The 25788-nt window shown below is 38.7% G+C and carries 25 protein-coding genes; all 25 read left to right on the forward strand.

Annotated features, from left to right (window positions below):
• Entirely contained in the window at nucleotides 1–1125 is a 1125-nt protein-coding gene (locus tag F1560_RS05850; protein WP_149473698.1) for a zinc-dependent alcohol dehydrogenase family protein, read from the forward strand.
• Between the two features lie 209 nt (nucleotides 1126–1334).
• Nucleotides 1335–2177, forward strand: coding sequence for a fumarate hydratase (locus F1560_RS05855; protein WP_149473699.1), 843 nt, complete (start codon nucleotides 1335–1337; stop codon nucleotides 2175–2177).
• A gap of 51 nt (nucleotides 2178–2228) precedes the next feature.
• Nucleotides 2229–2792: a Fe-S-containing hydro-lyase gene (locus tag F1560_RS05860; RefSeq protein ID WP_149473700.1), complete on the forward strand. Its 564-nt coding sequence runs from the start codon at nucleotides 2229–2231 to the stop codon at nucleotides 2790–2792.
• Nucleotides 2793–2958: 166 nt separating this feature from the next.
• Nucleotides 2959–4401 (forward strand): SLC13 family permease, encoded by a 1443-nt coding sequence (locus F1560_RS05865; RefSeq protein ID WP_245347666.1) that lies wholly within the window; start codon nucleotides 2959–2961, stop codon nucleotides 4399–4401.
• 288 nt (nucleotides 4402–4689) lie between these two features.
• A complete protein-coding gene (locus F1560_RS05870; RefSeq protein ID WP_149473701.1) occupies nucleotides 4690–5283 on the forward strand; it encodes a TetR/AcrR family transcriptional regulator in 594 nt (197 codons plus the stop codon).
• Nucleotides 5284–5304: 21 nt separating this feature from the next.
• On the forward strand, nucleotides 5305–6072 hold the full coding sequence (locus tag F1560_RS05875) for a 3-hydroxyacyl-CoA dehydrogenase (RefSeq protein ID WP_149473702.1): 768 nt from the start codon (nucleotides 5305–5307) through the stop codon (nucleotides 6070–6072).
• An 18-nt stretch (nucleotides 6073–6090) separates the two neighbouring features.
• Nucleotides 6091–7242, forward strand: coding sequence for a thiolase family protein (locus F1560_RS05880; RefSeq protein ID WP_149473703.1), 1152 nt, complete (start codon nucleotides 6091–6093; stop codon nucleotides 7240–7242).
• Nucleotides 7243–7263: 21 nt separating this feature from the next.
• On the forward strand, nucleotides 7264–8397 hold the full coding sequence (locus tag F1560_RS05885; RefSeq protein WP_149473704.1) for a CaiB/BaiF CoA transferase family protein: 1134 nt from the start codon (nucleotides 7264–7266) through the stop codon (nucleotides 8395–8397).
• A 40-nt stretch (nucleotides 8398–8437) separates the two neighbouring features.
• Nucleotides 8438–10054: a long-chain fatty acid--CoA ligase gene (locus F1560_RS05890; protein ID WP_149473705.1), complete on the forward strand. Its 1617-nt coding sequence runs from the start codon at nucleotides 8438–8440 to the stop codon at nucleotides 10052–10054.
• Nucleotides 10055–10101: 47 nt separating this feature from the next.
• On the forward strand, nucleotides 10102–11079 hold the full coding sequence (locus F1560_RS05895; protein WP_149473706.1) for an NAD(P)H-dependent flavin oxidoreductase: 978 nt from the start codon (nucleotides 10102–10104) through the stop codon (nucleotides 11077–11079).
• A 12-nt stretch (nucleotides 11080–11091) separates the two neighbouring features.
• Nucleotides 11092–11868 carry an enoyl-CoA hydratase/isomerase family protein gene (locus F1560_RS05900; RefSeq protein WP_149473707.1) on the forward strand — a complete coding sequence of 259 codons (777 nt, stop codon included), beginning with the start codon at nucleotides 11092–11094 and terminating at the stop codon, nucleotides 11866–11868.
• A 29-nt stretch (nucleotides 11869–11897) separates the two neighbouring features.
• The gene (locus F1560_RS05905; protein ID WP_149473708.1) at nucleotides 11898–13055 is read left to right on the forward strand and encodes an acyl-CoA dehydrogenase family protein; all 1158 of its coding nucleotides are present in this window, start codon (nucleotides 11898–11900) and stop codon (nucleotides 13053–13055) included.
• 27 nt (nucleotides 13056–13082) lie between these two features.
• Nucleotides 13083–14675 (forward strand): long-chain-fatty-acid--CoA ligase, encoded by a 1593-nt coding sequence (locus tag F1560_RS05910; RefSeq protein WP_149473709.1) that lies wholly within the window; start codon nucleotides 13083–13085, stop codon nucleotides 14673–14675.
• A gap of 57 nt (nucleotides 14676–14732) precedes the next feature.
• Nucleotides 14733–15674: an MBL fold metallo-hydrolase gene (locus F1560_RS05915; RefSeq protein WP_338112791.1), complete on the forward strand. Its 942-nt coding sequence runs from the start codon at nucleotides 14733–14735 to the stop codon at nucleotides 15672–15674.
• A gap of 131 nt (nucleotides 15675–15805) precedes the next feature.
• Nucleotides 15806–16636, forward strand: a complete 831-nt coding sequence (locus F1560_RS05920; protein WP_149473710.1) for an aldo/keto reductase — start codon at nucleotides 15806–15808, stop codon at nucleotides 16634–16636.
• A 167-nt stretch (nucleotides 16637–16803) separates the two neighbouring features.
• Entirely contained in the window at nucleotides 16804–16956 is a 153-nt protein-coding gene (locus F1560_RS22055) for a hypothetical protein (RefSeq protein WP_187773643.1), read from the forward strand.
• A 130-nt stretch (nucleotides 16957–17086) separates the two neighbouring features.
• Nucleotides 17087–17527 carry a hypothetical protein gene (locus F1560_RS05925; RefSeq protein ID WP_149473711.1) on the forward strand — a complete coding sequence of 147 codons (441 nt, stop codon included), beginning with the start codon at nucleotides 17087–17089 and terminating at the stop codon, nucleotides 17525–17527.
• Nucleotides 17528–17874: 347 nt separating this feature from the next.
• Complete coding sequence (locus tag F1560_RS22400) at nucleotides 17875–18324, forward strand: GntR family transcriptional regulator (protein ID WP_245347667.1); 450 nt, start codon at nucleotides 17875–17877, stop codon at nucleotides 18322–18324.
• Between the two features lie 2 nt (nucleotides 18325–18326).
• A complete protein-coding gene (locus tag F1560_RS22405; protein ID WP_245347668.1) occupies nucleotides 18327–18602 on the forward strand; it encodes a UTRA domain-containing protein in 276 nt (91 codons plus the stop codon).
• Between the two features lie 44 nt (nucleotides 18603–18646).
• Nucleotides 18647–19705: a TRAP transporter substrate-binding protein gene (locus F1560_RS05935; RefSeq protein ID WP_149473712.1), complete on the forward strand. Its 1059-nt coding sequence runs from the start codon at nucleotides 18647–18649 to the stop codon at nucleotides 19703–19705.
• Nucleotides 19706–19756: 51 nt separating this feature from the next.
• Nucleotides 19757–21670, forward strand: coding sequence for a TRAP transporter large permease (locus F1560_RS05940; protein ID WP_149473713.1), 1914 nt, complete (start codon nucleotides 19757–19759; stop codon nucleotides 21668–21670).
• Between the two features lie 98 nt (nucleotides 21671–21768).
• Nucleotides 21769–22959 (forward strand): iron-containing alcohol dehydrogenase, encoded by a 1191-nt coding sequence (locus tag F1560_RS05945; RefSeq protein ID WP_149473714.1) that lies wholly within the window; start codon nucleotides 21769–21771, stop codon nucleotides 22957–22959.
• 307 nt (nucleotides 22960–23266) lie between these two features.
• On the forward strand, nucleotides 23267–23569 hold the full coding sequence (locus tag F1560_RS05950; protein WP_149473715.1) for an iron-sulfur cluster assembly accessory protein: 303 nt from the start codon (nucleotides 23267–23269) through the stop codon (nucleotides 23567–23569).
• 185 nt (nucleotides 23570–23754) lie between these two features.
• On the forward strand, nucleotides 23755–25275 hold the full coding sequence (adh, locus tag F1560_RS05955) for an aldehyde dehydrogenase (RefSeq protein ID WP_149473716.1): 1521 nt from the start codon (nucleotides 23755–23757) through the stop codon (nucleotides 25273–25275).
• Between the two features lie 36 nt (nucleotides 25276–25311).
• On the forward strand, nucleotides 25312–25671 hold the full coding sequence (locus F1560_RS05960; RefSeq protein WP_149473717.1) for a DUF779 domain-containing protein: 360 nt from the start codon (nucleotides 25312–25314) through the stop codon (nucleotides 25669–25671).
• Nucleotides 25672–25788 lie beyond the last annotated feature (117 nt).

Below are 25788 nucleotides of genomic sequence, written 5' to 3' on the forward strand. Positions count from 1 at the left end.
ATGAAAGTAAAAACGGCTGTATTACGAACTTCAGGAGCAGCTTCTCCATATGCAGAAAGTAAGCCAATCAAGATTGAAACGCTAGAATTAGATTCTCCAGAGCATGGAGAAGTATTAATTCAAATAAAAGCAGCTAGTCTCTGCCACTCAGATTTATCTGTCATTAATGGAAGTAGACCGAGACCATTGCCTATGGCGCTTGGGCATGAAGCTTCAGGTGTTGTTGTAGAGGTTGGTGAAGGTGTTACAGATTTGGAGTCGGGTGATCATATTGTATGTGTATTTGTCCCAAGTTGTGGACACTGTGTGCCATGTAAGGAAGGTCGTCCCGCATTATGTGAACCAGGAGCAGAATCTAATACAGCAGGGACATTAATTAATGGAGGAATTAGACTCCACGATGATGAGGAAAACGTTAATCATCATGTTGGTGTATCCGCCTTTTCGGAATATGCAGTGGTATCTAGGAATTCATTAGTCAAAGTAGAAAAGGATATTCCATTTGAAAAACTAGCCCTATTTGGTTGTGCGGTTATTACTGGCGTTGGAGCTGTTGTTAATACTGCAAATATTAAATTGGGGAGTACAGTCGCGATTGTTGGTCTTGGCGGCATCGGTTTAAGTGCATTGCTTGGCGCTGATTCAGCAGGAGCAAGCAGAGTTGTTGCAGTCGATATCAATGAAGCAAAATTAAAACAGGCCAAAGAACTAGGGGCAACTGATACATTTAATTCAAAAGATCCTGATGTGATTAAGCTTATACGTGAAGCAACAGTTGGTGGGGTGGATTATGCATTTGAAACAGCCGGAGTAGTTCCAGCGATGGAAGTTGCATATGGTATTACAAAACGAGGGGGAACCACTGTTACAACAGGACTACCACATCCGGAACACCATTTCTCTTTCCCATATGTCAGCTTAACTGCCGAAGAAAAAAGTATCAAAGGATCTTACGTTGGTAGCTGTGTTCCAGATCGAGATATTCCTAATTATATCAATCTATTTAAACAAGGTCGACTACCGGTTGATAAACTGATGACAGATTTTATTTCGATAGATGAGATAAATGAAGGGTTTGATAAGCTGGCAAAGGGAGATTCGTCGAGGGTTATTGTTAGGATGTAAATGATATACAAGAGTTGCTCGATTAATGAGTGACTTTTTTGTTTTAGTACTAAATAATTAAGTGAGCAAGATATGAGATGTTAGCCTGCTTTTTTATTTAAACATACTTAAAGTGTGATAAGGATAAACATTCAAAAAATATATGAACTTACTGTAATCTGGGAATGTAGGTACAGTATGCTCGCTAAACGGAAAGGAGAGCTTTTTGAATGAGAGAGGTTTATTATAAGGATATAGTCAGTAAAGTAAAATTACTCTGCCAAGAAGCAAACTATGATTTAGGGCAAGACGTTATGATGGCCTTTGAGCAAGCAGCTCGAACAGAATCATCAGACATTGGGAGAGAGGTACTTAATCAGTTAATAGATAATGCAGCTATCGCAAGTGAAAATCGTGTTCCAATGTGCCAAGATACTGGAGTTTCTGTATTTATTGTTAAGCTTGGACAGGAATGCCATATTACTGGTGGTAGTTTATATGAAGCAATAAATGAAGGTGTCAGAAAAGGTTATGAAGAGGGTTATTTACGTTATTCTATTGTGGATAACCCGTTGACCAGAAAAAATACCGGAGATAATACACCATCTGTTATTCATGTAGAAATAGTTGGAGGAGATCAACTGGAAATTCAAATGACTGCTAAAGGTGGGGGTGCAGAAAATATGAGTGCTCTTAAGATGCTAACTCCCAGTGACGGAGTGGAAGGAGTAAAAAAGTTCATTCTGAATACAGTGAAACAGGCGGGACCTAATGCATGTCCCCCATTAGTAGTAGGAATCGGCATTGGTGGAAATTTTGAATCCTGTGCTTATTTGGCAAAAAAATCCCTCTTTAAACCTGTTGGTGAGCGACATTCAAATCCAGAGATTGCTAAACTAGAAGAGGAATTAATTCAATCGATTAATGCACTCGGAATAGGACCACAAGGATTAGGTGGGAGTACAACAACTTTAGATGTAAAGATTGAAGTAGCTCCCTGTCATATAGCGGCGCTTCCTGTTGCAGTGAATTTAAACTGTCATGCGAGTAGACATAAGCATGCAGTATTATAATTTACTATTTTAATAGCTTTTACGTAACAATATGAATTTTGGAGGATAGGCATGGTTCAAAAAAAAATCAGTGTACCATTCAATGATGAAGGAACAATAAAGTCACTTCAAGCAGGAGATCAAGTACTATTAAGTGGAACAATTTTTACAGCGAGAGATGCAGCACATAGAAGAATGGTGGAGCAACTGGAAAAAGGGGAGAAACTTCCTGTCGATTTAACAAATCAAGTTATTTATTATGTGGGTCCAACGCCTGCAAGACCCGGAGATGTTATTGGATCTGCTGGACCAACAACAAGTAGTAGAATGGATAAATATACACCTTGTTTACTTGAAAAAGGTTTAAAAGGAATGATTGGAAAAGGTTATCGTAGTCAAGTGGTTATCGATGCTATTGTAAAGAATGATGCAGTGTATTTTGCAGCTATTGGTGGATCGGGTGCTTTATTAGCAAAACGTATTAAATCAGTTGAATTAGTTGCTTATGAAGACCTGGGTACGGAAGCAATCCGGAAGCTGGAAATAGAAGATTTTCCGTGCACGGTTATTAACGCTCCTGAGGGAAGAGATTGGTATAAAGAATCTCAAGCTGCATTTAGAAAATGTAAAGAGTAAGAATAATAATGTTTATATAACACATCTGGGTAGAATGAGCATTGAAAACGTAATGGAAAACGTGCCCCGTACCAATTTCTAATGGTACGGGATCATTCGTTATCCTTTCATTTTTTCCTTTGCTCTTTAGTATAGATTAAAGGAATCAGAGAGAAGGGTATAATCTATGTTTTTCAAAATGAAAGGCAAGCATCCATTCAATAGAATAAAAATATCAGGAAGAACAGTTTCGTTTTTATTATCTACTATCATTTTTTTAGGGTTATTGTTTTTATTGCCGGAAGATATAGCATGGTCAGCAAAAGGAACCATATCTATTATGGTTTACGGTTTGTTATTATGGGCTTTTGAATCACTCCCCCTCGGGATGACATCTGTTTTCGTGCTTGTACTATTACTATTTTTGCAGACTGCTTCCGTAGATGTAGTATTAAGTGGTTTTGCATCCCCCGCTGTGTTTTTAATTATTGCTGGAATGATGATTGCTAAAGGGGTTAATGAAACACCTTTAATGAACAGAATCACCTATTGGATGCTTCAAAAATGGGGATCATCTGCAAAGGGTATTTTTATCGGGATATTTTTACTTATGCAAATTCAAGCCTTTTTTATACCGGCGACTGCAGTACGGGCTTCATTAATGGTTCCTGTTGTTGTTTCTATACTCAAATCGGTTGGTGCGCAAAAGGGAAGTAATTTCAGCAAACTTATGCTTGTAGGCACTGCTTATGCAGGTAATATCAGTGGCACGGCAATTTTAACAGCTGCTATAGGTAATATATTAACAATAGAGATTTTACAATTGTATGTTGGCAGAACAATATCATATTTGGATTGGTTCCTGTATACATTTCCTATTTGGTTAATTTTAATTATTGTTATTCCTTATATTGTATGGAAATGCTTTCCACCTGAAGATTATTCCTTTGATATATTACAATCAAATATGAGAGAGCAAAACCAGGAATTGGGTAGACTTACCAGCTCCGAAATAAAATGTATTGTAATTTTATTCATTACAGTACTTCTGTGGATGACTGAATCCTTCCATGGCTATCATCCAACAGTTCCGGCTTTAATGGCAGTATTTTTAATGGCGATGCCTGGACTTGGCTTTGTAGAATGGAAAAAGTTAGTAAATATAAATTTTGATTTAGTTTTATTAATCGGGGCAACTCTCTCTTTAGGATTTGCTTTAATTGAGTCTGGAGCAATTGAGTTACTTGAAGTTCTTATTACCTCAGAATACATATTAAATGTGTTTACGAATCCGTGGATTTCTATATTCGTTGTTATTTTAGTATCGCAAATTTATCATCTGGGTGTTACCAATGTATCAACTGCAGTAGTAACTTTACTGCCTGTATTGATTAGTCTGTCTCTAAAGACTGGATTGGATCCTGTAGTGATAAGCTTCGCTTCTGCAATAACGATGTTGTTTGGCTACATATTAATTGTGGAAACAATGCCAAACGTTGTTGTTCATGGAACAGGACTGGTCAGTCAAAAGGATTTTTACCTTCCTGGTATTTTGTCTACAATTGCGAGTACGATTGTAACCTTGATTGTTGTATTTACGTGGTGGAAGTGGCTGGGGTTTTGGCCGTAATAAGTGAACTTTTTCATCGTGACAGGAGCTTAATCATTTCTAGTTCTGCAAGGAACGGAGTAATAAGCGTAAATGGCGGGCACAGTATGATTGGATAATATTGAGGTATGGAATAAAAAAACAATGAAAACCAGGATATAGGGATTATCCTGGTTTTTTATTTGATAAGAATAATCATAATTTATAATTTTAATATAAATTTTCTGACTACATACTTGACATTCAAAAACTAACTAACTAGAATAAAAATGAAAGCGATTTCAATTAGTTGGTAAGGATGTGTATAGAATGTCTTTACGTGAAAGAAAGATAGCAAAGAAAAAAGAAGATATTTTACGTTCTGCGGTTCGTATTTTAGCAGAAAAAGGCTACCAAGGAACGACAATGGAAGATATCGCCGCAAACCTCCTCATGACGAAAGGTGCTGTTTATTATTATTTTAGAGATAAGCAGGACCTACTCTATCAAAGTCACCAAATGCTGCTGGAACGCAGTATTGAAAATGTGAAATATATCCAACAACAAGACATATCTATAGAAGAGAAGTTGAAACATTCCATGGTTGTTCATGTTGAGCATGTTGTTAATGAGCAATCTGGATTTGAACTCATGTTGAAGCCGGAACAATTCTTTTCAGAAGAACAGCAGGAAAAGTTACGCGAGCTTCAGGCAAAGTATAGTCATTGTTTTGACGAAATAATTCAAGAAGGAATCCAGATGCAAGTATTTCGCAATTTAGACAAGAAGATTGCTCGAAATATCCTTTTTGGAGCGATGAATTGGGTGACACAGTGGTATACAGCTGATGGAAAAAAAGATAAAAAAGAAATTGCCGCAGTTATTGCAGATTACTTAATGCTCATGCTACTAAAAAATAAATAAAAGTAAGGGTGGGTGGAATCTATGAAACTAGTAGGTACTGTAGCTGTGATTACAGGAGGAGCATCGGGATTAGGTGAGGCAACAACAAGAAACATAATTAAAAATGGTGGAAAAGCAATCATTCTTGATTTAAACGAAGAGAGGGGAAAGGGTCTTGCAGAAGAGCTAGGCACAAGTAGTTTTTTTGTTCAGACGGATGTTACAGATGAAAAAAGTGTAGAGCGAGCATTAGATGAAGCGGTGAATCGATTTAGAAAAGTGAATGTTGCTGTCAATTGTGCTGGGATAGCAATTGCTGAAAAAACCTATGGAGGAAGAGGCGTACATGATTTAGCGGCATTTACTAAAGTTATTCAGATCAATTTGATTGGAACGTTTAATGTTATTCGCTTAGCTGCAGAGCGAATGGCTTCCAATGAACCGAATGAGCATAATGAACGTGGCGTAATCATCAATACAGCTTCAGTTGCTGCGTTTGAAGGGCAGATTGGACAGGCTGCATATAGCGCCTCTAAAGCTGGTGTTGCAGGCATGACATTACCAATTGCACGAGACCTTGCACAACATGGAATTCGAGTGATGTCAATCGCTCCAGGGCTTTTTCTAACACCAATGTTTGAAACATTACCTGAAAAAGCAAGAGAGGAACTCGGTAAAATGACGCCATTCCCATCACGACTGGGTAATCCTAGTGAGTATGCGCTGTTAGTGCAGAGTATTATCGAAAATCCAATGTTAAATGGAGAGACAATTCGGCTTGATGGTGCGATTCGGATGCAGCCGAAATAAAAAGGAGAGAAGTTAAATATGAGAGAAGCAGTAATCGTCGAGGCAGTCAGAACTCCAGTAGGAAAGCGGAACGGTTCATTGAGTGGTATTCGAGCCGAAGAGTTAGCCGCAAAACCACTGGCAGAAGTAGTGAAGCGAGCAGGAATTTCACCGGGCTTAGTTGAGGATGTCATTATGGGCTGCGTTACACAGGTGGGGGAACAGGCTTTTGATATTGCAAGGCAAGCAGCTTTAATTGCTGGTTATCCAATCGAAGTACCGGGTACGACCATTGATAGACAGTGTGGGTCAAGTCAGCAGGCAGTTCATTTTGCAGCTCAAGCAATTATTAGCGGAGATATGGATGTAGTTGTTGCAGCAGGGATTGAAAATATGTCACGTGTACCGATGGGTTCGAATATGCAAGGAGTTAAACTGAGTAATGCATTAACGAGCAACTATGAAATTATTAATCAAGGTTTATCAGCAGGACGTATCGCGGAAAAATGGGGAATCTCTAGAGTCGAGATGGATGAATTTTCATTAAACAGTCATGAAAAAGCGGTGGCAGCTAGAAAGAAAGGTCATTTTGAAAAAGAGATCATGCCACTTGAGGTTACACATTCGGATGGAACAAAAACAATGTTAAAGGAAGATGAAGGTCCACGTGAGAACTCATCTATCGAGAAGCTATCAAGTCTGGCTCCGGCTTTTAAAGAGGACGGAACGATAACGGCAGGAAATGCGAGCCAAATTAGTGATGGTGCAGCAGCAATCCTTTTAATGTCACGAGAGAAAGCAGAAGAGCTTGGGCTAAAGCCAAGATTCCGAGTTTTAGCAAGAACGGTAGTTGGTTCTGATCCTACATTGATGTTAACTGGGCCAATACCTGCTACAGAGAAAGTATTAAAAAAAGCAGGACTGACGATTGAAGATATCGATGTTTTTGAAGTGAATGAGGCATTTGCTTCTGTTCCAATTGCATGGCTAAAGGAAACGGGAGCAGATGCAACGAAGTTAAATCCAAATGGTGGTGCTATCGCACTTGGTCATCCGTTAGGTGCAAGTGGGGCAAGATTGATGACGACGATGATACACGAGCTGGAACGTTCTGGTGGCCGTTACGGGTTACAGACGATGTGTGAAGGACATGGCATGGCAAATGCAACGATTATTGAACGACTCGATTAAGCCCTGAAAGGAGGATAAGGTGTGATTTTACAATCGATACGAGTGCTCGATCTTACACGGTTACTCCCAGGTCCTTACTGCACATTAATGCTTGCTGATTTCGGCGCAGAAGTAATTAAAGTAGAGGATCCAGTGGCTGGAGATTATTTAAGAGATTTTGAACCAAAGCTTGATGCGGATAGCGCGGTCTTTCATTCTCTAAATCGTAATAAAAAAAGTATTTGTCTCGATTTAAAAACAGAAAAAGGACGGAGCCATTTTTTAAAGCTAGTAGAAACTGCGGATGTTGCTATTGAATCGTTTCGTCCAGGCGTAATGGAGAGGCTCGGACTTGATTATGAAACATTGAAACAAATAAATCCGAGATTGATTTATTGTACCATTACTGGCTATGGACAGACAGGTCCATATAAAGACAAACCTGGACATGATATAAACTATCTTAGCTATGCGGGCTTATTACATGTGATGGGTGAAAAGGATCGGAAACCTGTTATCCCAGCTACACAAATTGCTGATATTGGTGGTGGAGCATATCCGGCAATTGTAGGGATTTTACTAGCATTATTGGAACGAGAGAAAACAGGAAAAGGCCAGCTTGTCGATGTATCCATGCTGGATGGGGTTGTATCTTGGATGCACATGCTGTTGCCAAGTGTTTTTGCTGAACGAGAAGTAACTCGGGGGGAAGAGCTTTTGAACGGAGGGTTTGCTTGTTATCAAGTATATGAAACGAAAGATAATCGGTTTCTATCGATGGGTGGCATTGAGCAAAAGTTTTGGAAGATTTTTTGCGAAGGAATTGAAAGACAGGATTTCATTGACTGTTTAGATGCTCCAATGGAGAAACAAGAGCAGATGAAACAAGAAATCCAAACGATTATTGCCGGGAAAACGTTGGAGGAATGGTTGGATATCTTTTCTGAAAAGGAAGCTTGTGTTACACCAGTGAAGACAATGGAAGAAACACTGGACGATCCGCAGCTGCAGGCAAGAGAAATGATACAAACAATATCTCACCCTGAATTAGGTAAAATGAAGCAAATTGGCAACCCGATTAAATTGTCGGAAAGCCCTAATAAAACTTTCTTGCCGGCACCAAAACGTGGAGAACATACGGAATTAATTCTTCGAGAAATAGGAGCATTGAATTAGATATCTATATTTTTTAAATAAAAAAAAGGGGAAATGCCCAATGATGAACACGCAATTGACACTGCCTTTTATGATCAAACATACAGAAAAATATTATACAAAGAAAAAGGTTATTTCACGAACCTTATCTGGGACACATACGTTCACGTATAAGGAAATTGTGAAAAGAATGCGATCACTTGCTAGTGCGCTTGAAGCTCTAGGCGTAAAAAAAGGGGATCGAGTTGGAACGTTCGCCTGGAACCACCATCGTCACCTGGAAGCATATTTTGCTGTGCCAAGTATGGGAGCGGTTTTGCATACAATTAATATCCGGCTTTCAGAAGAGCATCTCGTTTACATTATTAATCATGCAGAGGATAAGATTCTTTTAATTGACCCAGATTTACTGCCACTAATTGAAAGAATACAGGACAGGCTCCAAACAGTAGAGGCTTTTGTCGTAATGACGGATGAAGCATCTTTACCAGAGTCCAAGCTAAAACCTTTCTATTCATATGAAGAGCTCGTACAAGATGCTGATCCAACATATGAATTTCGGGAAGATTTAGATGAGAATGATCCAGCAGGATTGTGTTATACATCTGCCACAACTGGAAAGCCAAAGGGTGTGATGTATACGCACCGGGGAATCTACTTGCATAGTATGGCACTTGGAATGGCGAATACAGTTGGCTTGTCGGAAGCTGACATAGCTATGCCAGTTGTACCTATGTTTCATGTGAATGCTTGGGGGATACCTTTTGCAGCAGCTTGGCTTGGCGCAGATCAAGTGTTGCCCGGACCTTCGCCTACACCGCAAATATTAGCGTCTCTAATCGAAGAAAACCAAGTGTCAATAACGGCCGGAGTTCCTACGATTTGGCTCGGTTTATTAAAAGCACTTGAGCAGGGAAGCTACAACATGAAAAGCTTACGAGCTGTTTTATGTGGGGGGTCGGCAGCGCCAAAAGGAATGATACAGGCGTTTGAATCAACGTATGGTATCCCTTTTATCCATGCATATGGTATGACAGAAACGTCACCACTTGCAACGGTCTCCAGGTTGAAAAGTTATCAATCAGATTTATCGGAAGGTGACCGATTGGAATTTCGATCAAGACAAGGAATGATTGTTCCAGGGCTTGAGCTTAAGGTTGTAAATGAAAATGGTGAGGTTGCTGCAGATGGAGAGGAAATGGGGGAAATGTTGATTCGTGGCCCGTGGATAGCGGATCAATATTACAAGGATGAACGAACGGAGGACGCTTTCCGTGATGGTTGGTTACACACAGGAGATGTTGTCACCATGGATGAGGAAGGTGTGGTAAAAATCGTCGATCGTACAAAGGATCTTATTAAGAGTGGTGGCGAATGGATTTCTTCTGTTGATTTAGAGAATGCATTAATGGCACATGAAGCAATTTATGAAGCGGCTGTTGTTGCAATTCCAGATCCAAAATGGCAGGAACGCCCGGTAGCGTGTGTCGTACTTAAAGAAAACGCGAATGTAACGAAAGAGGAAATTCTTGGCTTTTTAAAGCCGCAATTTGCGAAATGGTGGTTACCGGATGAAGTTTTATTTTTAGAGGAAATCCCTAAAACGTCTGTCGGTAAATTCTTGAAAATGGCATTGCGGGATCAAGTCAAGAAACAATTAGCAATTTCCAAAGAGTAATACATTATTATTTTAAGGAAACAAAAAAGCAAAGGAGATTATACGAAATGAAATTAAACGAGTTAAAGCAGCAAATGACGCTACCAGTTATTATGGCTCCAATGTTTTTAATATCCAATCCTAAAATGGTCATTAATGCTTGTGAGGCTGGAATCGTTGGTTCCTTTCCAGCCTTGAATGCCAGAACTACGGAAAAGCTGGATGCGTGGATGGGAGAAATAAAGTCGGAATTGGAACAACGGAAAGAGCAAAATCCAGGTCGTAAAATTGCCCCATGGGCAATTAATTTTATTAGCCATAAGTCTAATAAACGTTTTTTGGAAGATCTTAAACTAATTGAAAAGCACCAGCCACCAATTGTCATTACATCACTTGGCGATCCGAGTCCAGTAGTAAACATAGTCCACAATTATGGTGGAATCCTACTCTCCGATGTTATTAACATCAAATTTGCAAAAAAGGCGGTGGAAAAGGGAAGTGATGGTCTCATTCTAGTTTCCAGTGGTGCGGGAGGTCATGCTGGGGTATTAAATCCAATTGCCTTTGTCCATGAAGTTCGAAGCTTTTTTGATGGACCACTCATACTTGCTGGTGCGATGTCTAAGGGCGAGGATATTCTAGCGGCACAGGTTTTGGGTGCAGATTTTGCTTATTTTGGAACTCATTTTATTGCTGCGAAAGAGAGCGGGGCTAGTGAGGGTTACCAGAGTATGGCAATCGCATCATCAATCGATGATATTGTTTATACCCCTGCATTTAGTGGTGTTCCAGCTAATTATTTAATTCCTAGTATTATAAATTCCGGTCTGGATCCGAAAAACCTACCAGAAAATAAAAAAATGGACTTTTCCGAGCTAGGAGATCCAAATATACGTGCATGGAAAGATATTTGGGGAGCTGGACAAGGTGTTGGTGGAATCGAGAAGATACAGTCCATTGCAGAAATTACCGAGGAACTGAACAAGCAATATCAAGCCGCGCAGGAAAAAGTGAGTCGGGAATATAATTCTATTGTTAAACAATAAGGGGGGCTCAACATGTCGGAAGTGGTACGAGTAAAAAAAGAAAACAAGATTGCTTATATTTCAATGAATCGACCAGATAAACGAAATGCATTATCGATTGAAATGGCAGATGAGCTAGTAGCTGCTTTAGAGGATGCAAATAAAGATGATGATGTGAAGGCAATTATTCTTTACGGAGAAGGGAAGGCGTTTTCCGCTGGTGGCGACCTCGAAACAATAAATAGCCTAAATAACTCAGTAGAAATTATGAAGTACATGAAGCGTGCTTTAGCAATCATCCAAACGATAAGGAAATTAGATAAATATGTTGTAAGTGCGGTTCATGGTTTTGCTGCTGGTGCTGGATTTAGTATTGCAGTTGCAGCAGACTTTGTTGTTGCACAAAAAGATGCAAAATTCGTTTGCAGTTTTACGAATGTCGGGATTATTCCAGATCTTGGCCTCATCAAGACTTTATCAGAAAAGGTCCCATCAAATCTTGCAAAGGAGTGGATTTCTTCGGCTCGTCCGATTTCAGCAATTGTTGCTCATGAAAAAGGCGTTATTAATCGCGTAATTGAAGGAGATTTATTAGAAGGTGCAACAGAGTTTGCTCAGTTTATTGTTGATGGTCCACCACTTGCCAATCAGTTTGTAAAACAATTGGTTAATCATTCACAGGAACTAACTTATGACACAAACGATATGCAAGAAACAGCTGTACAAACGCTGCTCCTTCAGACAGAAGATAATGAAGAGGGAATTCGTGCTTTTTTTGAAAAAAGGAAACCTAGCTTCAAAGGTAAGTAGTTATCATTCATCAAAAAGGGGAGGAGAAAATGCATCCAACATCCGAAGAGATAGAAGAAATTCGCCTACTTAGAAAAAGCGTAGCAGAGTTTTGCAAAAAGGAAATTGAAGAACACTATACAAAATGGGAAAAACAAGGAAATATTCCAAGAGATATATGGAATAAGCTTGGTAATCAAGGGTTTCTTTTACCAGAGGTACCTGAAGAATACGGTGGGCTTGGAACGACATTTTTATATTCGACAACGATTATTGAAACGTTTAGTAGATTCGGATATAACTCCATTGCCGCTAATTTATCGGTCCATGATACAATCATTGCGCAATATCTATTAAACTACGGTACAGAAAAACAAAAGAAATACTACCTTCCGAAAATGGCAACTGGAGAATTGATTGGTGCAATTGCAATGACAGAACCAGCAGCAGGTAGTGATTTACAAGGGATTAAAACGACCGCTAATTATGATAGGAAACAAGCGGCTTATCAATTAAATGGCTCCAAAACATTTATTACAAATGGACAACACTGTGATTTTGTTGTCGTGGTTGCAAAAACAAATTTGGATGTAAAGCCATCTAGAGGAATGACGTTGTTCATCGTCGATGTTCCTGTATCTGGTTTCGAACGAGGAACGAATCTGGACAAAATTGGTCTGCATTCCTGTGATACATCAGAATTATACTTTGAAGATGTTCTCGTAACAGAAATTGCTATCTTGGGAGAAAAAGATCAAGGCTTTAAGATTTTAATGAGCGAGTTACCGAGGGAACGATTAATTGTTGCAAACAGTGCTGTAGCTTCAATGGAAGGGATAATTGAGCAAACGGTTCAATACGTGAGGGAGCGTGAACTTTTTGGAACAACGCTCGCTTCCTTTCAAAATACCCAATTTGTCTTAGCAGAAGTGGCAACGAAGGCAAGGGTTCAACGCTCCTTTGCTAATGAATGTACAAATCTATTAGTTAAGGGAGAATTAGATACGGTAATAGCAAGCATGGCTAAGCTGAGCTGTACCGAGGTTCAGGGAGAAGTGATTGATCATTGTTTACAGCTTTTTGGAGGGTATGGATATATGACAGAATATCCGATTGCTCGAGCATATGCAGATGCAAGGGTACAACGGATTTATGGCGGATCCTCAGAAGTAATGAAATTGATTATTGGTAAAGATCTATTCTCATAGACTATTAAAGATGAAGGAGTTGTTACGATGTTATCACCACTAACACCATTAGATTGGAAAAGACGTGCAATCAAATATTATCCAGAAAAAGTTGCTGTTATTGATGGAGAAAAGGAATTTACGTATAAAGAATTTGGCAATCGGGTGGATAGGCTCTCCCAAGCTTTAATCGAAACTGGCATTCAAAAAGGAGATCATGTTGCAGTGATGCTTCCGAATACGCATTATATGCTTGAATGTTTCTATGGAATTTGTCAGTTAGGTGCTGTCATGGTGCCATTGAATTATCGTCTCACTGCAAACGATTTAGCGTATATTATTAACCATAGTGATGCTAAGATGCTGATCGTTGATGAGGAATTTGCTAAACCAATTGAGGAAATTCAAGAGAAGCTATCGTTGGAAACGATTATTGTTGTTGCTGTTGATGGTCAAAAGACTTCCTTAACTGGAATCGATTATGAGAATTATCTAAGTGGCGTGCAATCAGACCGTAAGCTTCCTTCGGTGAATTTTGATGAGAATCAGCTTTTAACGCTTAATTATACAAGCGGAACGACTTCAAATCCAAAAGGTGTGATGCTAACGCACCGGGGCAATTATATGAATGCGGCTAATTTTTTACATCATTTGCGTGTGGAGCATGATGATGTCTATCTACATACATTGCCAATGTTTCATGCAAATGGCTGGGGTGGAGTCTGGGCAATTACCGCAGCAGGTGCTACCCATGTATGTTTACGAAAAGTAGATCCACCACTTATTTTAGACCTGTTTGAAAAACGGAGGATTTCATTGTTATGTGGAGCACCAACAGTAATCAATATGCTAGTGAACGAGCCAAAGGCAAAGGATGTAAAGATAACGACTAGACCACGGATGGCAACAGCTGGTTCACCACCTGCAGCAGCGCTGATCCATAAAGCGCAGGAGATTCTCGGTTTAAATATGATTCATGTCTATGGTTTAACAGAGACATCTCCATTTATACTTTATTGTGAGTGGAAAAAAGCGTTTGACAGCAAATCAATGGATGAACAAGCAACGATAAAAGCGAGGCAAGGAATTGAGCTTGCCTTTAATGGCGAAACAAAGGTTGTTCATCAAGACGGCGAGGAAGTACGTTGGAATGGGGAAGAATTAGGAGAAATCATCACAAGAGGAAATGTAGTCATGAAGGGTTATTATAAAGATGAGGAAAAAACGAATGCAACAATTAAAGATGGCTGGTTCCATACCGGAGATCTTGCAGTAACCCATCCAGATGGATTTATTGAAATTCGTGACCGTGCCAAGGATTTGATTATCTCTGGTGGGGAAAATATATCTTCGACAGAGGTTGAGGGCGGATTGTACAAGCATCCGGATGTACACGAGGTAGCTGTGATTGCAATTCCGGATGAAAAATGGGGAGAGGTGCCGCTTGCCATTATTGTGCTTCAACCTGATGCGAAGTTGACTGAGGACGAGGTTATTCGCTATTGTCGGGATAATATGGCACATTTTAAAGCACCAAAGGCTGTGAAATTTGTAGAACAGTTACCAAAAACTGCAACGGGTAAATTACAAAAGTACCTGTTACGTGAAATGTTCTGGGAAGGAACAAGGAAAGTTAACTAATATAGATGTCAACCGCAACTATGCTTAAAGCGTTCTTTTTAGAAAAGGAAGTGAATTGTGTTGTTAGATGAATATGGAATCAAACTAGTGAAAATCGACCTTCCCTTTCGCTTAAACCATGTAAATTGTTTTCTGGCAGAGGGGGAAAATGGTTTTCAAGTAATTGATACAGGCCTTCATAATAAATCAACTGTAGAACGATGGGAACAGGAGCTGGAAGGTAAAACGGTAACGGATATTTTAATTACACATTATCATCCAGATCATTTTGGTTATGCAGGAGGGTTGCAGGAAAGAACGTCTGCACGCGTCACCATGTCCAAAATTGACGCTGAGGCAGGGTTCGAAGCATGGCAGGAGCACTTCTTAAATGGTCTGAACGAAAACTATCAGCTTTCAGGAATTCCTACAGACATTGCAACTAAAATGAGTGCGAATACGAGGGAGTTTGTACCACTTGTGACACCATATCCAAAGGTTGATCAATATCTGGAGGAAGGAGCATCTATCCCAATTGGGAAATTTGAATATGAGGTAATCTTTACTCCAGGTCATTCAGACGGTCTCGTATGTTTTTATAATAAAGAGAAAAATATATTGCTTTCAACAGATCACATTCTAGCACGAATCACACCGAATATTTCCTATTGGTTTCATGGTGATCCGAATCCATTAGGAACGTATTTTAACTCATTAGCTAAAATACGAGAATTGGATGTTGATTTAGTTATACCATCACACGGTAAACCATTCCATGGCGCAAGTAAACGGATTGATGAGATTAGAGCCCATCATGATGAACGATTAGGTGTACTTGTGGATATATTAAAAAATGGATGTACGATCTATGAGGCTGGAGAGCAGTTATTTAAAAGGAAGCTGAGCATTCATGAAACAAGGTTTGCGGTTGGTGAAACACTCGCCCACTTGGAATATCTACGGTATAACGAAGAGTGTCAGCGAGAAATTAGAGGTGGGAAGTATTGGTATACACTTTAAGTTATGTAGATCCCAGATAAACAATTTAATCGTTTATCTGGGATTTGTTTATGCTTATTGATCAAACATATAGATTAACAATGTCCATAAAAAAAGCTAAGATAGAAAGAGAATGGAATGGGAGGTTTGACATGATTTCACATTTGCAAGATACAGTAACATTAAATAACGATGTAGAAATGCCAGGGTTTGGTCTCGGTGTTTATAAAGTTGAAGACGGGAAAACAGTAGTCCATGCTGTTAAAGCTGCATTAAAATATGGCTATCGCAGTATTGATACGGCCTCTTTTTACGATAATGAAGGCGGGGTTGGACAGGCAATAGGGGAGTCTGGTATACCTAGAGAAGAGCTTTTTATCACATCAAAGGTTTGGAATGATGAACAAGGGTATGAGAGTACGCTGGAAGCCTATGAAAGAAGTTTGAAGAAATTAGGGCTTGAATATTTGGATCTTTATCTTATCCATTGGCCTGTGAAAGGAAAGTATAAGGAAACGTGGCGTGCCATGGAAAAATTGTATAACGATGGCAGGGTTCGGGCAATTGGTGTTAGTAATTTTCATATACATCATTTAGAAGATTTGTTAAAGGATAGTCGTGTTCAACCCGTCCTTAATCAGGTAGAATTTCATCCGCATTTAAGTCAGGTAGAGCTGCGGGAGTTCTGTGCGAAGGAAAGTATTCAGCTTGAGGCATGGTCACCATTAAAACGGGGTCAATTGCTTGATGATCTAACACTTAGCGAAATTGCGAAAAAGCACGGGAAAACGACAGCACAAATTATATTGCGCTGGAATGTTCAAAGTAATGTTATTACAATACCCAAATCGATTACTGCAGAAAGAATCAAAGCGAATGCGGACATTTTTGACTTCTCACTAACAGAAGCAGATATGGAAAAAATCAATGCTATGAATATTAATGATCGAGCGGGAACAAATCCGGACAGCTATGATCTGTAGCGTTATCGTGCTAGCACATGAAATAAAAAGCGATGTACTTCTTATTAAATGAAGTATGTCGCTTTTTTAGTTCCCTTCTAACATAGAAGAGGAAAACATATAATGTAGTAGGTCAGTAAGTGAGCACAAGCTATCAAATCTGACCAATTCAAACAGGAGGTGTACGAATGGCCGGTCGCAAACTTATTTGGATCGTCACCGTACTATCACTTCTCATCATTACCGTTTTAATTATTGTTTTTGCTTTAAATGGTACAGAGAATTCAATGAATCAGCTGTGGAATGATCGATTGCTTATGAGTGAAACTGTAGTTTATTAAATAACGTATTCGTTACTAATGGTGCAGGGTTCGAGTTGAATCTTCTGCATCATTTTTTTGTTTTCATAGTTTAACTTTTGTCCGTTATAGCTTACAATTTAATTGATGTTGAATTAAAAGGGGATATGTCATGCAACGGTTGGTAATTGTAATACTATGTATTCCTGTACTGTTATTAAGTGGATGCCTTAATCCGGCTGCTGTATCTGTAGTATCAGATATGTATGAAGCAGCATTGTTAGAAAATGATGAATTGGTGGCTACATATTTTTCAGAGGATTATTTAGAAAAGCACCCATTAGAAGAATTATCGGATGAGCTAGCAGCCGACGTTCGAAATCGTGGTGGGGTAAATTTATTAAATATGAAGGAGCTGCAGGGGCGAAATCTTCAGTCAGAGATCGTGCAGGCTTTAAATGATACTTATGCTGAGGACTGGAGCTTTGTTGTGCTTCAAACAGATGACGATACCATACAGACATGGGTCGTAAAAAGAGGAGAAACGCAATATTATATTGTAGAGGGTCAAAAAATGAATGTTGATACGTATAATGGCGCAGTATTAAAATAACAAAGATATAGGTAGGTAAGCTTAAAAAGTGAGGAAGGAGCGCACCTTCTTCATTTTTTTGCAATTAAGGCATTTGTACAAGAGCTAAATGAGTTTTTGATTACATATGGATTATAATTTCGATAGACAACGTACTATTTTACTGGAATTAATGTTATATATTAGAAATAATAATAACTTTTATAATAATTCTTTATAATCTAAATTAACAGAATCCATTGACTTATAAAATGACAACTGTTTTAATAAAGAAAATAATATTTCAACCTATAAATGAGTTATAAGTTGAAATTACTGGTACGTACAACGTGACATCACGACTAGTTTAAATGCAAAGGGGGATGTACATGATTAATGCAGAGTTGCCAATTCCTTTACACGTACAGATTAGTAATCTATTGGAAAAACAAATACGAATTGGAGCATATCAAGAAAAGATACCCAGTGAAAGAGAATTGATGGATATGTATGCGGTGAGTAGAACGACAGTTAGAGAAGCTGTTTCCAAACTAGTAAATGAAGGAAAGCTTCAAAAGGTTCATGGTAAAGGTACATTTATTTCTAAACAACCTCCAATACAGGAATGGTTAACTTCTTTGAATAGTTTTACCGATACCGTAATAAAAATGGGAATGAATCCGAGTAGCAGGTTAATATATTCCGGAAAACTATCACAGAAGAATGGTCTAAATATATTTGAAACGAACCATGATCTCTATTTAATAGAACGTTTGCGTTTTGCAGATAACATTCCTGTAGCAATTGAATTGAAAAGCACTTTTATCCATTCGAAATAGGAATGAAGCTTTCAACTTTTGATTTAAATACGGCCACGATATACGATCTGTTAGAAAATGAACTTTATATCAATCTAAGTGAAGCAGAGCAATCAATTACAACCCATCAAATTAATAAACAAGAAGCCACTCATTTAGAAATACATGAATCTTCAACTGTACTTCGAGCAGAAAGAGTAATCTATGATCAATTTGGAAAAGCTGTTGAGTCTTATCAAGGTCTATATCGTCCAGATATGTATGTTTTCCGTATCAAAACAAAAAGAAAGCTATTATAAACATTTCATAAATGTAAGCGTTATCAATAGAAGGGAGTTATAAGATGAAAAAAATGAAACCCAATGTTATTATCATCCTGGTTATTTTTGCCTTCGTTAGTTTTGCGCTTATTGGAAATGATGCACTTAATCAAAATACTATTGCCGGTCAATCAGATGAAGTAACGTTAAGACTTGGTCAATCAAAGGCTGGGAGTCATCCTGTATCCATCGGAATCGATAGATTTGCAGAATTAGTGGAAGAGAAGTCAAATGGAAAAATAACTGTTGATACATTTCATGATTCTGTACTTGGCAGTGATAGGGAAGTAATTGAAAGTGCCCAAAGAGGAAGTCTAGAATTGGCTAGCTCCTCTACTCCAAATATGACTAGTTTTACAAATTACTTTACCGCATGGGATCTACCTTATATCTTTGAGGACAAAGATGAAGTGTATAAAGCGGTGGATGGAAAGCCTGGTGAAATCATTCGAAAAGAAATGGAAAAGTCCGGATTCAAGGTTATTTTCTTTCCTGATTATGGGTTTCGACAGGTTGTTAATAACGTAAGACCAGTTAACCTTCCAAAAGATATGGCGGGGCTTAAAATTAGAACAACAAATTCTAGAATTGAACAAGCTGATTTTAGAGAATTTGGTGCAAGTCCAACTCCAGTAGCTTGGTCAGAAGTATTTACGGCTTTGCAGCAAGGTACAGTAGAGGGAGAAGGAAATAGTTATTCTTTACTATGGGACTCAAAACATCAAGAGGTCTTAAATTATGCTACAGAGGTGAATTATAATTACAGCTCGGACATCGTTGTTATGAATAAAGATAAATTTGATAAACTCCCTATTGAATATCAGGACATCATTATGGAAGCTGGAGTAGAGGCAACGGAATGGCAACGTGCTCTAGCAAATGAAAGAGAGGAAGAAGCAAAACAGCAATTTATTGATTATGGAATTGAGGTCTATGAACCAACACCAGAGGAAATGAAAATATGGAAGCAAACCGTAGAGCCTGTTTGGGACCAGTTTGTGAGAGAGGGAGCAGCGGATCCTGAGTATGTCGACATCATTCTTGAAACGCTTGGAAAGACAAGGAAGGACATCTTTAAATAATCTATTCCAGTCTTAAAAAATCCCTCTACTGGGGTTAGGAGCTGAGCAATTATGGGGCAAGATTTATCTGCAATGGAAAATAGGCAGAATAATACACCACTAATGAAAAAAGATAGCCGACTACTAAAAACAATAAAATTTATTGATCAGCGATTTGAGGAAATGCTTATTGTATTAGGTTTTCTGACGTTTATTATTCTAATTAATCTTCAAGTTATCAATCGATATATTTTACCTTTTATTGAGATTGCTAATATTACTACATGGACAGAGGAAGTTTCCCGCTACATTTTTATTTTCGTATCATTTCTAGGTGCAAGCCTAGCTATTAAAAAGAGAGATTCAATCCAGGTTACTGCTTTAGTTGATAGGTTTCCTTTAGGATTACAGAAATCGATTCATATTGCTAACACAATCTTTATGCTTTACTTCAGCTATATGATTGTCAAATATGGATACACGTTAATTTTGTTTCAGTTTGATACAGGACAGACTACACCAGCGTTATCGATGCCGATGGCAATTGCATATAGCGCTGTACCACTCGGTTTTCTGCTCATGGCAATCCGCTTAATTCAGAATCTATTGCACGATACAAAAGATATGGAAGTAAAGGATGGACTAATTGGAACAATCCTTGCATTTATAATGATTCTTCCTGTCTTGACCTTAGGTGAAGCAAGCATATCCTTATTACTTTTTGGATATTTTATATTGTTTATTGTTCTTGGGATGCCAATTGCTTTTGCACTCGGTGTAAGCACATTGGCAACTGTATTAGCAACGAACGCAATTCCGATTGATTTTTTTCCACAAACAGCATTTACAAGTATTGATAATTTCCCAATAATGGCTGTGCCATTTTTTATAGCAGCAGGAATTATTATGGGTGGGGGAAACATCATCAGAAAGTTGTTAAATCTTTCCGATGAATTACTAGGTTACTTGCCAGGTGGTCTTGCATTGGTTGCAATTGTAACGAGTATGTTCTTCTCAGCTATTAGTGGATCTGGTCCTGCAACGGTTGCAGCAATTGGAACCTTGTTAATACCAGCAATGATCAAACAAGGATACTCACCCGGATTTGCAACAGCAGTGGTGGCTGCAGCAGGAACAATCGGTGTTATTATTCCACCAAGTAATCCACTTGTTATTTATGGTGTTGTTTCTCAGCAGTCCATTTCACAATTATTTATTGCTGGAATAATTCCTGGAATTCTAACGGGAATAGCTCTAATTATAGTTACCTACTTTATTGCAAAAAAGAAAGGTTGGCGTGGTGAGAAGACCGCTTTTAGTTTGAAAAATACACTAGCGGCTGCTTGGGACGCCAAACTAGCTTTACTCGTTCCAATATTTATTTTAGGTGGAATCTATGGCGGTTTTATGACACCTACAGAAGCGGCTGCAGTTGCAGCTGGTTATGGAATCATTATTGGAATGTTTATTTATAAGGATATGGATTTTAAAGGTTTATATAGGAATCTAGCAAAAGCAGGTATCACGTCATCTATTATCATTTTATTAATTGTGATGGCAAGTATATTTGGACGTTTAATTACATTGGAAAGAGTTGCAGAAGTAGTAGCTAACTTTGTATTAGGCATCAGCGAAAATAAATGGATTATTCTTCTGTTACTAAATGCCTTCTTATTACTTGTTGGTTTAATTATGGAAGCGTTAGCAGCAATTGTTATTTTAACACCGATTCTGCTTCCAATGGCATTAGCAATTGGTGTAGACCCCGTTCACTTCGGGTTGATTATGATTTTCAACCTAGCTATTGGATTCATTACACCACCTGTTGGTGTTAACCTTTTTGTTGCTGCTGGAGTAGCCAAATTGAAAATAGAGGAAGTTGTTAAAGGAATTGGAGCATTATTAGTTACGATGGTGGTTGTCTTATTATTAGTTACCTATATACCTGACATTAGTTTATGGCTGGTTGAATTTATGAGGCAATGATTCTAGTTGTTGGAGCATATTGATTTGAAGGGAGTGAGGGAGTTAATTGAAAAAAAAGAAAAATTATCGTATAGAAAAATATATAAGGAGGTTTCATGATGACTTCAACCTATTTACCACGTCAGATTGAACTGGGATCTAATAGCTTAGAACAGTTAGGGAAAATAGCGGTAGAAAATGGAGCAACGAAATTATTTGTCGTTATGGATGCATTTCTAGCTACTGAGGGACTAAATTATGACATGAAAATTAAGTCTATAGCCAAAAAGGAGAAACTCTCCGTTACGATTTTTTCCGATTACAAGGGAGAACCTACAACCCATCATCTTCATGCTGCATTGGATGGCCTAATCAAATCTAAAGCAGATTGTGTTGTCGCAATTGGGGGTGGAAGTGCTATAGACATTGCCAAAGCGGCCTCCGTGTTTGCGATAAATCCTGTCTTAACTTGGGAGGAGATAGTATCTCAAAAGCGGTTAAAAAGGCTTCCGCTCTTGGCGGTTCCTACTACAGCAGGGACAGGATCTGAGGCGACGAAAGTAATGGTAGTAAAAAATATGGAGACACAGATTAAAATGAATCCAGGTCATAAAGACTTGGTACCAGATGTTGCTATTCTGGATCCGCTACTCACAAAAAGCCTACCAAACCAATTTACTGCTTACACTGGTCTTGATGCACTGGCCCATGCCATGGAGGCATATGTTTCAACGCTTGCCAGTGCAACAACAGATAACTATGCGCTACATGCAATTCGTATGATCGGCAAGTCATTACCTAAGGTTTATGAAAACGGAGCAGATGTGGATGCTCGTGAAGAAATGCTGCTCGCAAGCTGTTATGCAGGTATTGCTTTCTCCAACGCCTCTACTAATCTGGCACATGCTGCAGGGAGGCCGTTAGGTGCGAGGTTCCATATTCCACATGGACTAAGTGTCGCATTACTTTTACCGTTTGTAGTGGAATTTGGATTAGAAGCTGCTGAGGATAGATATGCAGCGATTGCAGTGAGTTTAGGAGAAGAAGACACTGGAAATAAAAAACACTTAGCTAAACGAACGCACAAGCTAATTGAATCTTATAATGATACATTTTCCATTTGGGAGGATGCTTTACGTTATATTGACTTACAGGATTTTAAAGAAAGCATTCCGTTACTTGTAGATGATGCCTTGAGTGGTAATGGAATTGTGACAAACCCTAAAGTTCCAGAATCTAAGGATGTGGAGCATATATTTAATGCTCTATTGAAGAAATTAACGCAAGTAGCCCAAATCCAGATGGCATAAATCATTATTTACGTCGACTGGTAGTGACGTCATGATGAATTCAGTTTATAGAGGACCGTCTACCCAGCAAAATAGATGGGTGATGTGTAGGAATTATGATAGGTTAAGAACATTTATTACCTTATCAGACAAATAGAAATTTTCCGAGAAAATCACGAATCGTGAAATAAACGATTAGAAAAAATCTCCAGTTTATCTGGGGATTTTTTCTAACCTCTTTACATCCAGTCTGAAATAATAGGATTTTCATCAATTTCATGGGATAATATACAGGTACAATAGTTACAAACAGATTGGAGACTAGAACATGAAATGTAAAATAAATCGCAATGCAGCAAAAATGTTAAAAGAAATGCTCACAAAAGAAGAAGCAGAAGGCAAAATGATCCGAGTTTATATTTCTCATATGCATGGGGATCATGCACATTATGGTATTTCTTTAGATACACCAACAGAGCATGATGAAATTGTGAAAACGGATAAAGGTGTCGATATATTATTAGATGCACGTGAGGAGTTTTTGGATGGAATTTGGATTCAATACTTCTTTGTAGACAACGAAGGTTTCGTGATTACAAACCCTTCAAAGGGTCATAACCATCATCATTAAAATAAGGAAGAGCTGTGACGGGAAGATTGGTCACAGCTTTTTTAAATTTAAAATTTTTAAAGGAGATCAATCTGATTTGTTTGAACGATTCCGATAATGCCGATATAATTGAAAATAGAGAATACAGCATGATTCTTCAACGTGTATTTGTATGCGATTACAATATAAAGAGGAGGAATTGGTGTATGAGATATGCAAACCCAAATACAGAGGGTTCAATCGTCACGTTTAAGGAGCGGTATGATAATTTTATTGGAGGGGAATACCGCCCACCTGTGAATGGCAAGTATTTTGAAAATGTAAGTCCAGTAACAGGTAAGGTATTTTGTGAAATAGCTAGATCTACAAAAGAAGACGTTCAGGCAGCCATTGATGCGGCAAATGCTGCAAAAGATGCTTGGGGGAAAACTTCTGTTACGGAACGTTCAAATATATTAAGTAAAATTGCTAATCGAATGGAAGAAAATATCGAAATGCTTGCAGTTGCAGAAACGTGGGATAATGGGAAAGCAGTTCGGGAACCATTAGCTGCGGATATACCGCTAGCGATTGATCATTTTCGTTATTTTGCAGGTGTTATCCGAGCGCAAGAAGGTGGCATTAGTCAGATTGATGACGATACAGTAGCGTACCATTTTCATGAGCCACTAGGTGTTGTCGGACAAATTATTCCTTGGAATTTCCCATTGCTGATGGCAACGTGGAAGCTAGCACCAGCACTTGCTGCCGGAAACTGTGTTGTATTAAAACCAGCTGAACAAACACCAGCCTCTATCCATGTGTTCATGGAGCTTATTCAAGATTTATTACCACCAGGTGTTGTTAATATTGTAAATGGCTTTGGTGTCGAAGCAGGTAAACCACTTGCGACAAATTCTGGTATTTCGAAGGTAGCATTTACAGGTGAAACAACGACAGGGAGATTGATTATGCAATATGCTTCTGAAAATATCATCCCTGTTACATTAGAGCTTGGTGGTAAATCACCGAATATTTTCTTTGAGGATGTATTGGATGCGGATGATGGTTTCTTAGATAAGGCAGTGGAAGGATTCGTTATGTTCGCGCTGAACCAAGGTGAGGTTTGTACTTGTCCGTCCCGTGCTCTAGTTCATGAATCGATTTATGATCAGTTTATGGAACGTGTTATTGATCGCGTAAAGCAGATTAAAATTGGTCATCCACTAGATACGGAAACGATGATGGGAGCACAGGCTTCCCATGAGCAATTGGAAAAAATTTCGTCTTATCTGGATATCGGAAAACAGGAAGGCGCAGAGGTACTGATTGGTGGGAACATAAATAAGCTTGAAGGCGAGCTTGAAAATGGCTATTATGTCGAGCCAACGATCTTTAAAGGGAATAATAACATGCGTATTTTCCAAGAAGAAATCTTTGGACCTGTTCTTTCCGTGACAACGTTTAAAGATAAAGAGGAAGCAATGGAAATCGCTAACGATACATTATATGGATTAGGTGCAGGAGTTTGGACGCGTAATATTAATACAGCTTACCGCTTTGGTCGCGCTATCCAGGCAGGGCGTGTATGGACGAACTGCTACCATCAATATCCGGCGCATGCAGCATTTGGTGGCTATAAGAAGTCAGGTATCGGACGAGAAAATCATTTGATGATGCTTGGACACTATCAGCAAACGAAAAATTTACTAATTAGCTATAGTGAAGGGCCAGCAGGATTATTCTAGAAAAGCGGATGATCTAGTTATAAGGGAGGCGTATTTATGGTTGCACGTGTAACAGTTACAGAGGAAGCATTACGCCTAATCGAAACGTTAGTCGATATCCATGGACCGTTAATGTTTCATCAATCAGGTGGATGCTGTGATGGCAGTTCACCAATGTGCTATCCACATGGAGAATTTCGCACCGGAGAATCAGATGTTCTATTAGGAGAAATTGGCGATACACCTTTCTACATGTCAAAAGATCAATACGAATACTGGAAGCATACACAACTCATTATTGATGCAATCGATGGTCGTGGTGGTATGTTTTCATTAGAAGGTCCAGAAGGGAAACGATTTATTACAAGGTCTCGTGTATTTACGGAGGAAGAAAAGCGTGAGTTAGCAAACAGTTAGCCAGAACAGAAAATCGTCATCCGCACCACAGGATGGCGATTTCTGCATATAGATAGTAATTTTAAGAGGATGATTCACATCCAGTTGGGCAATACATAAAATAGGAAAAACGACTAA

This window comes from Oceanobacillus polygoni (genome assembly GCF_008304605.1).
GTDB lineage: Bacteria > Bacillota > Bacilli > Bacillales > Amphibacillaceae > Oceanobacillus > Oceanobacillus polygoni.

What these genes read in the sequence shown, in the direction of transcription:
- F1560_RS05850 (WP_149473698.1), top strand. Translation starts at nt 1, where the DNA reads ATGAAAGTAAAAACGGCTGTATTACGAACTTCAGGAGCAGCTTCTCCA.
- F1560_RS05855 (WP_149473699.1), top strand. Translation starts at nt 1,335, where the DNA reads ATGAGAGAGGTTTATTATAAGGATATAGTCAGTAAAGTAAAATTACTC.
- F1560_RS05860 (WP_149473700.1), top strand. Translation starts at nt 2,229, where the DNA reads ATGGTTCAAAAAAAAATCAGTGTACCATTCAATGATGAAGGAACAATA.
- F1560_RS05865 (WP_245347666.1), top strand. Translation starts at nt 2,959, where the DNA reads ATGTTTTTCAAAATGAAAGGCAAGCATCCATTCAATAGAATAAAAATA.
- F1560_RS05870 (WP_149473701.1), top strand. Translation starts at nt 4,690, where the DNA reads ATGTCTTTACGTGAAAGAAAGATAGCAAAGAAAAAAGAAGATATTTTA.
- F1560_RS05875 (WP_149473702.1), top strand. Translation starts at nt 5,305, where the DNA reads ATGAAACTAGTAGGTACTGTAGCTGTGATTACAGGAGGAGCATCGGGA.
- F1560_RS05880 (WP_149473703.1), top strand. Translation starts at nt 6,091, where the DNA reads ATGAGAGAAGCAGTAATCGTCGAGGCAGTCAGAACTCCAGTAGGAAAG.
- F1560_RS05890 (WP_149473705.1), top strand. Translation starts at nt 8,438, where the DNA reads ATGATGAACACGCAATTGACACTGCCTTTTATGATCAAACATACAGAA.
- F1560_RS05895 (WP_149473706.1), top strand. Translation starts at nt 10,102, where the DNA reads ATGAAATTAAACGAGTTAAAGCAGCAAATGACGCTACCAGTTATTATG.
- F1560_RS05900 (WP_149473707.1), top strand. Translation starts at nt 11,092, where the DNA reads ATGTCGGAAGTGGTACGAGTAAAAAAAGAAAACAAGATTGCTTATATT.
- F1560_RS05905 (WP_149473708.1), top strand. Translation starts at nt 11,898, where the DNA reads ATGCATCCAACATCCGAAGAGATAGAAGAAATTCGCCTACTTAGAAAA.
- F1560_RS05910 (WP_149473709.1), top strand. Translation starts at nt 13,083, where the DNA reads ATGTTATCACCACTAACACCATTAGATTGGAAAAGACGTGCAATCAAA.
- F1560_RS05920 (WP_149473710.1), top strand. Translation starts at nt 15,806, where the DNA reads ATGATTTCACATTTGCAAGATACAGTAACATTAAATAACGATGTAGAA.
- F1560_RS22055 (WP_187773643.1), top strand. Translation starts at nt 16,804, where the DNA reads ATGGCCGGTCGCAAACTTATTTGGATCGTCACCGTACTATCACTTCTC.
- F1560_RS05925 (WP_149473711.1), top strand. Translation starts at nt 17,087, where the DNA reads ATGCAACGGTTGGTAATTGTAATACTATGTATTCCTGTACTGTTATTA.
- F1560_RS22400 (WP_245347667.1), top strand. Translation starts at nt 17,875, where the DNA reads ATGATTAATGCAGAGTTGCCAATTCCTTTACACGTACAGATTAGTAAT.
- F1560_RS22405 (WP_245347668.1), top strand. Translation starts at nt 18,327, where the DNA reads ATGAAGCTTTCAACTTTTGATTTAAATACGGCCACGATATACGATCTG.
- F1560_RS05935 (WP_149473712.1), top strand. Translation starts at nt 18,647, where the DNA reads ATGAAAAAAATGAAACCCAATGTTATTATCATCCTGGTTATTTTTGCC.
- F1560_RS05940 (WP_149473713.1), top strand. Translation starts at nt 19,757, where the DNA reads ATGGGGCAAGATTTATCTGCAATGGAAAATAGGCAGAATAATACACCA.
- F1560_RS05945 (WP_149473714.1), top strand. Translation starts at nt 21,769, where the DNA reads ATGACTTCAACCTATTTACCACGTCAGATTGAACTGGGATCTAATAGC.
- F1560_RS05950 (WP_149473715.1), top strand. Translation starts at nt 23,267, where the DNA reads ATGAAATGTAAAATAAATCGCAATGCAGCAAAAATGTTAAAAGAAATG.
- adh (WP_149473716.1), top strand. Translation starts at nt 23,755, where the DNA reads ATGAGATATGCAAACCCAAATACAGAGGGTTCAATCGTCACGTTTAAG.
- F1560_RS05960 (WP_149473717.1), top strand. Translation starts at nt 25,312, where the DNA reads ATGGTTGCACGTGTAACAGTTACAGAGGAAGCATTACGCCTAATCGAA.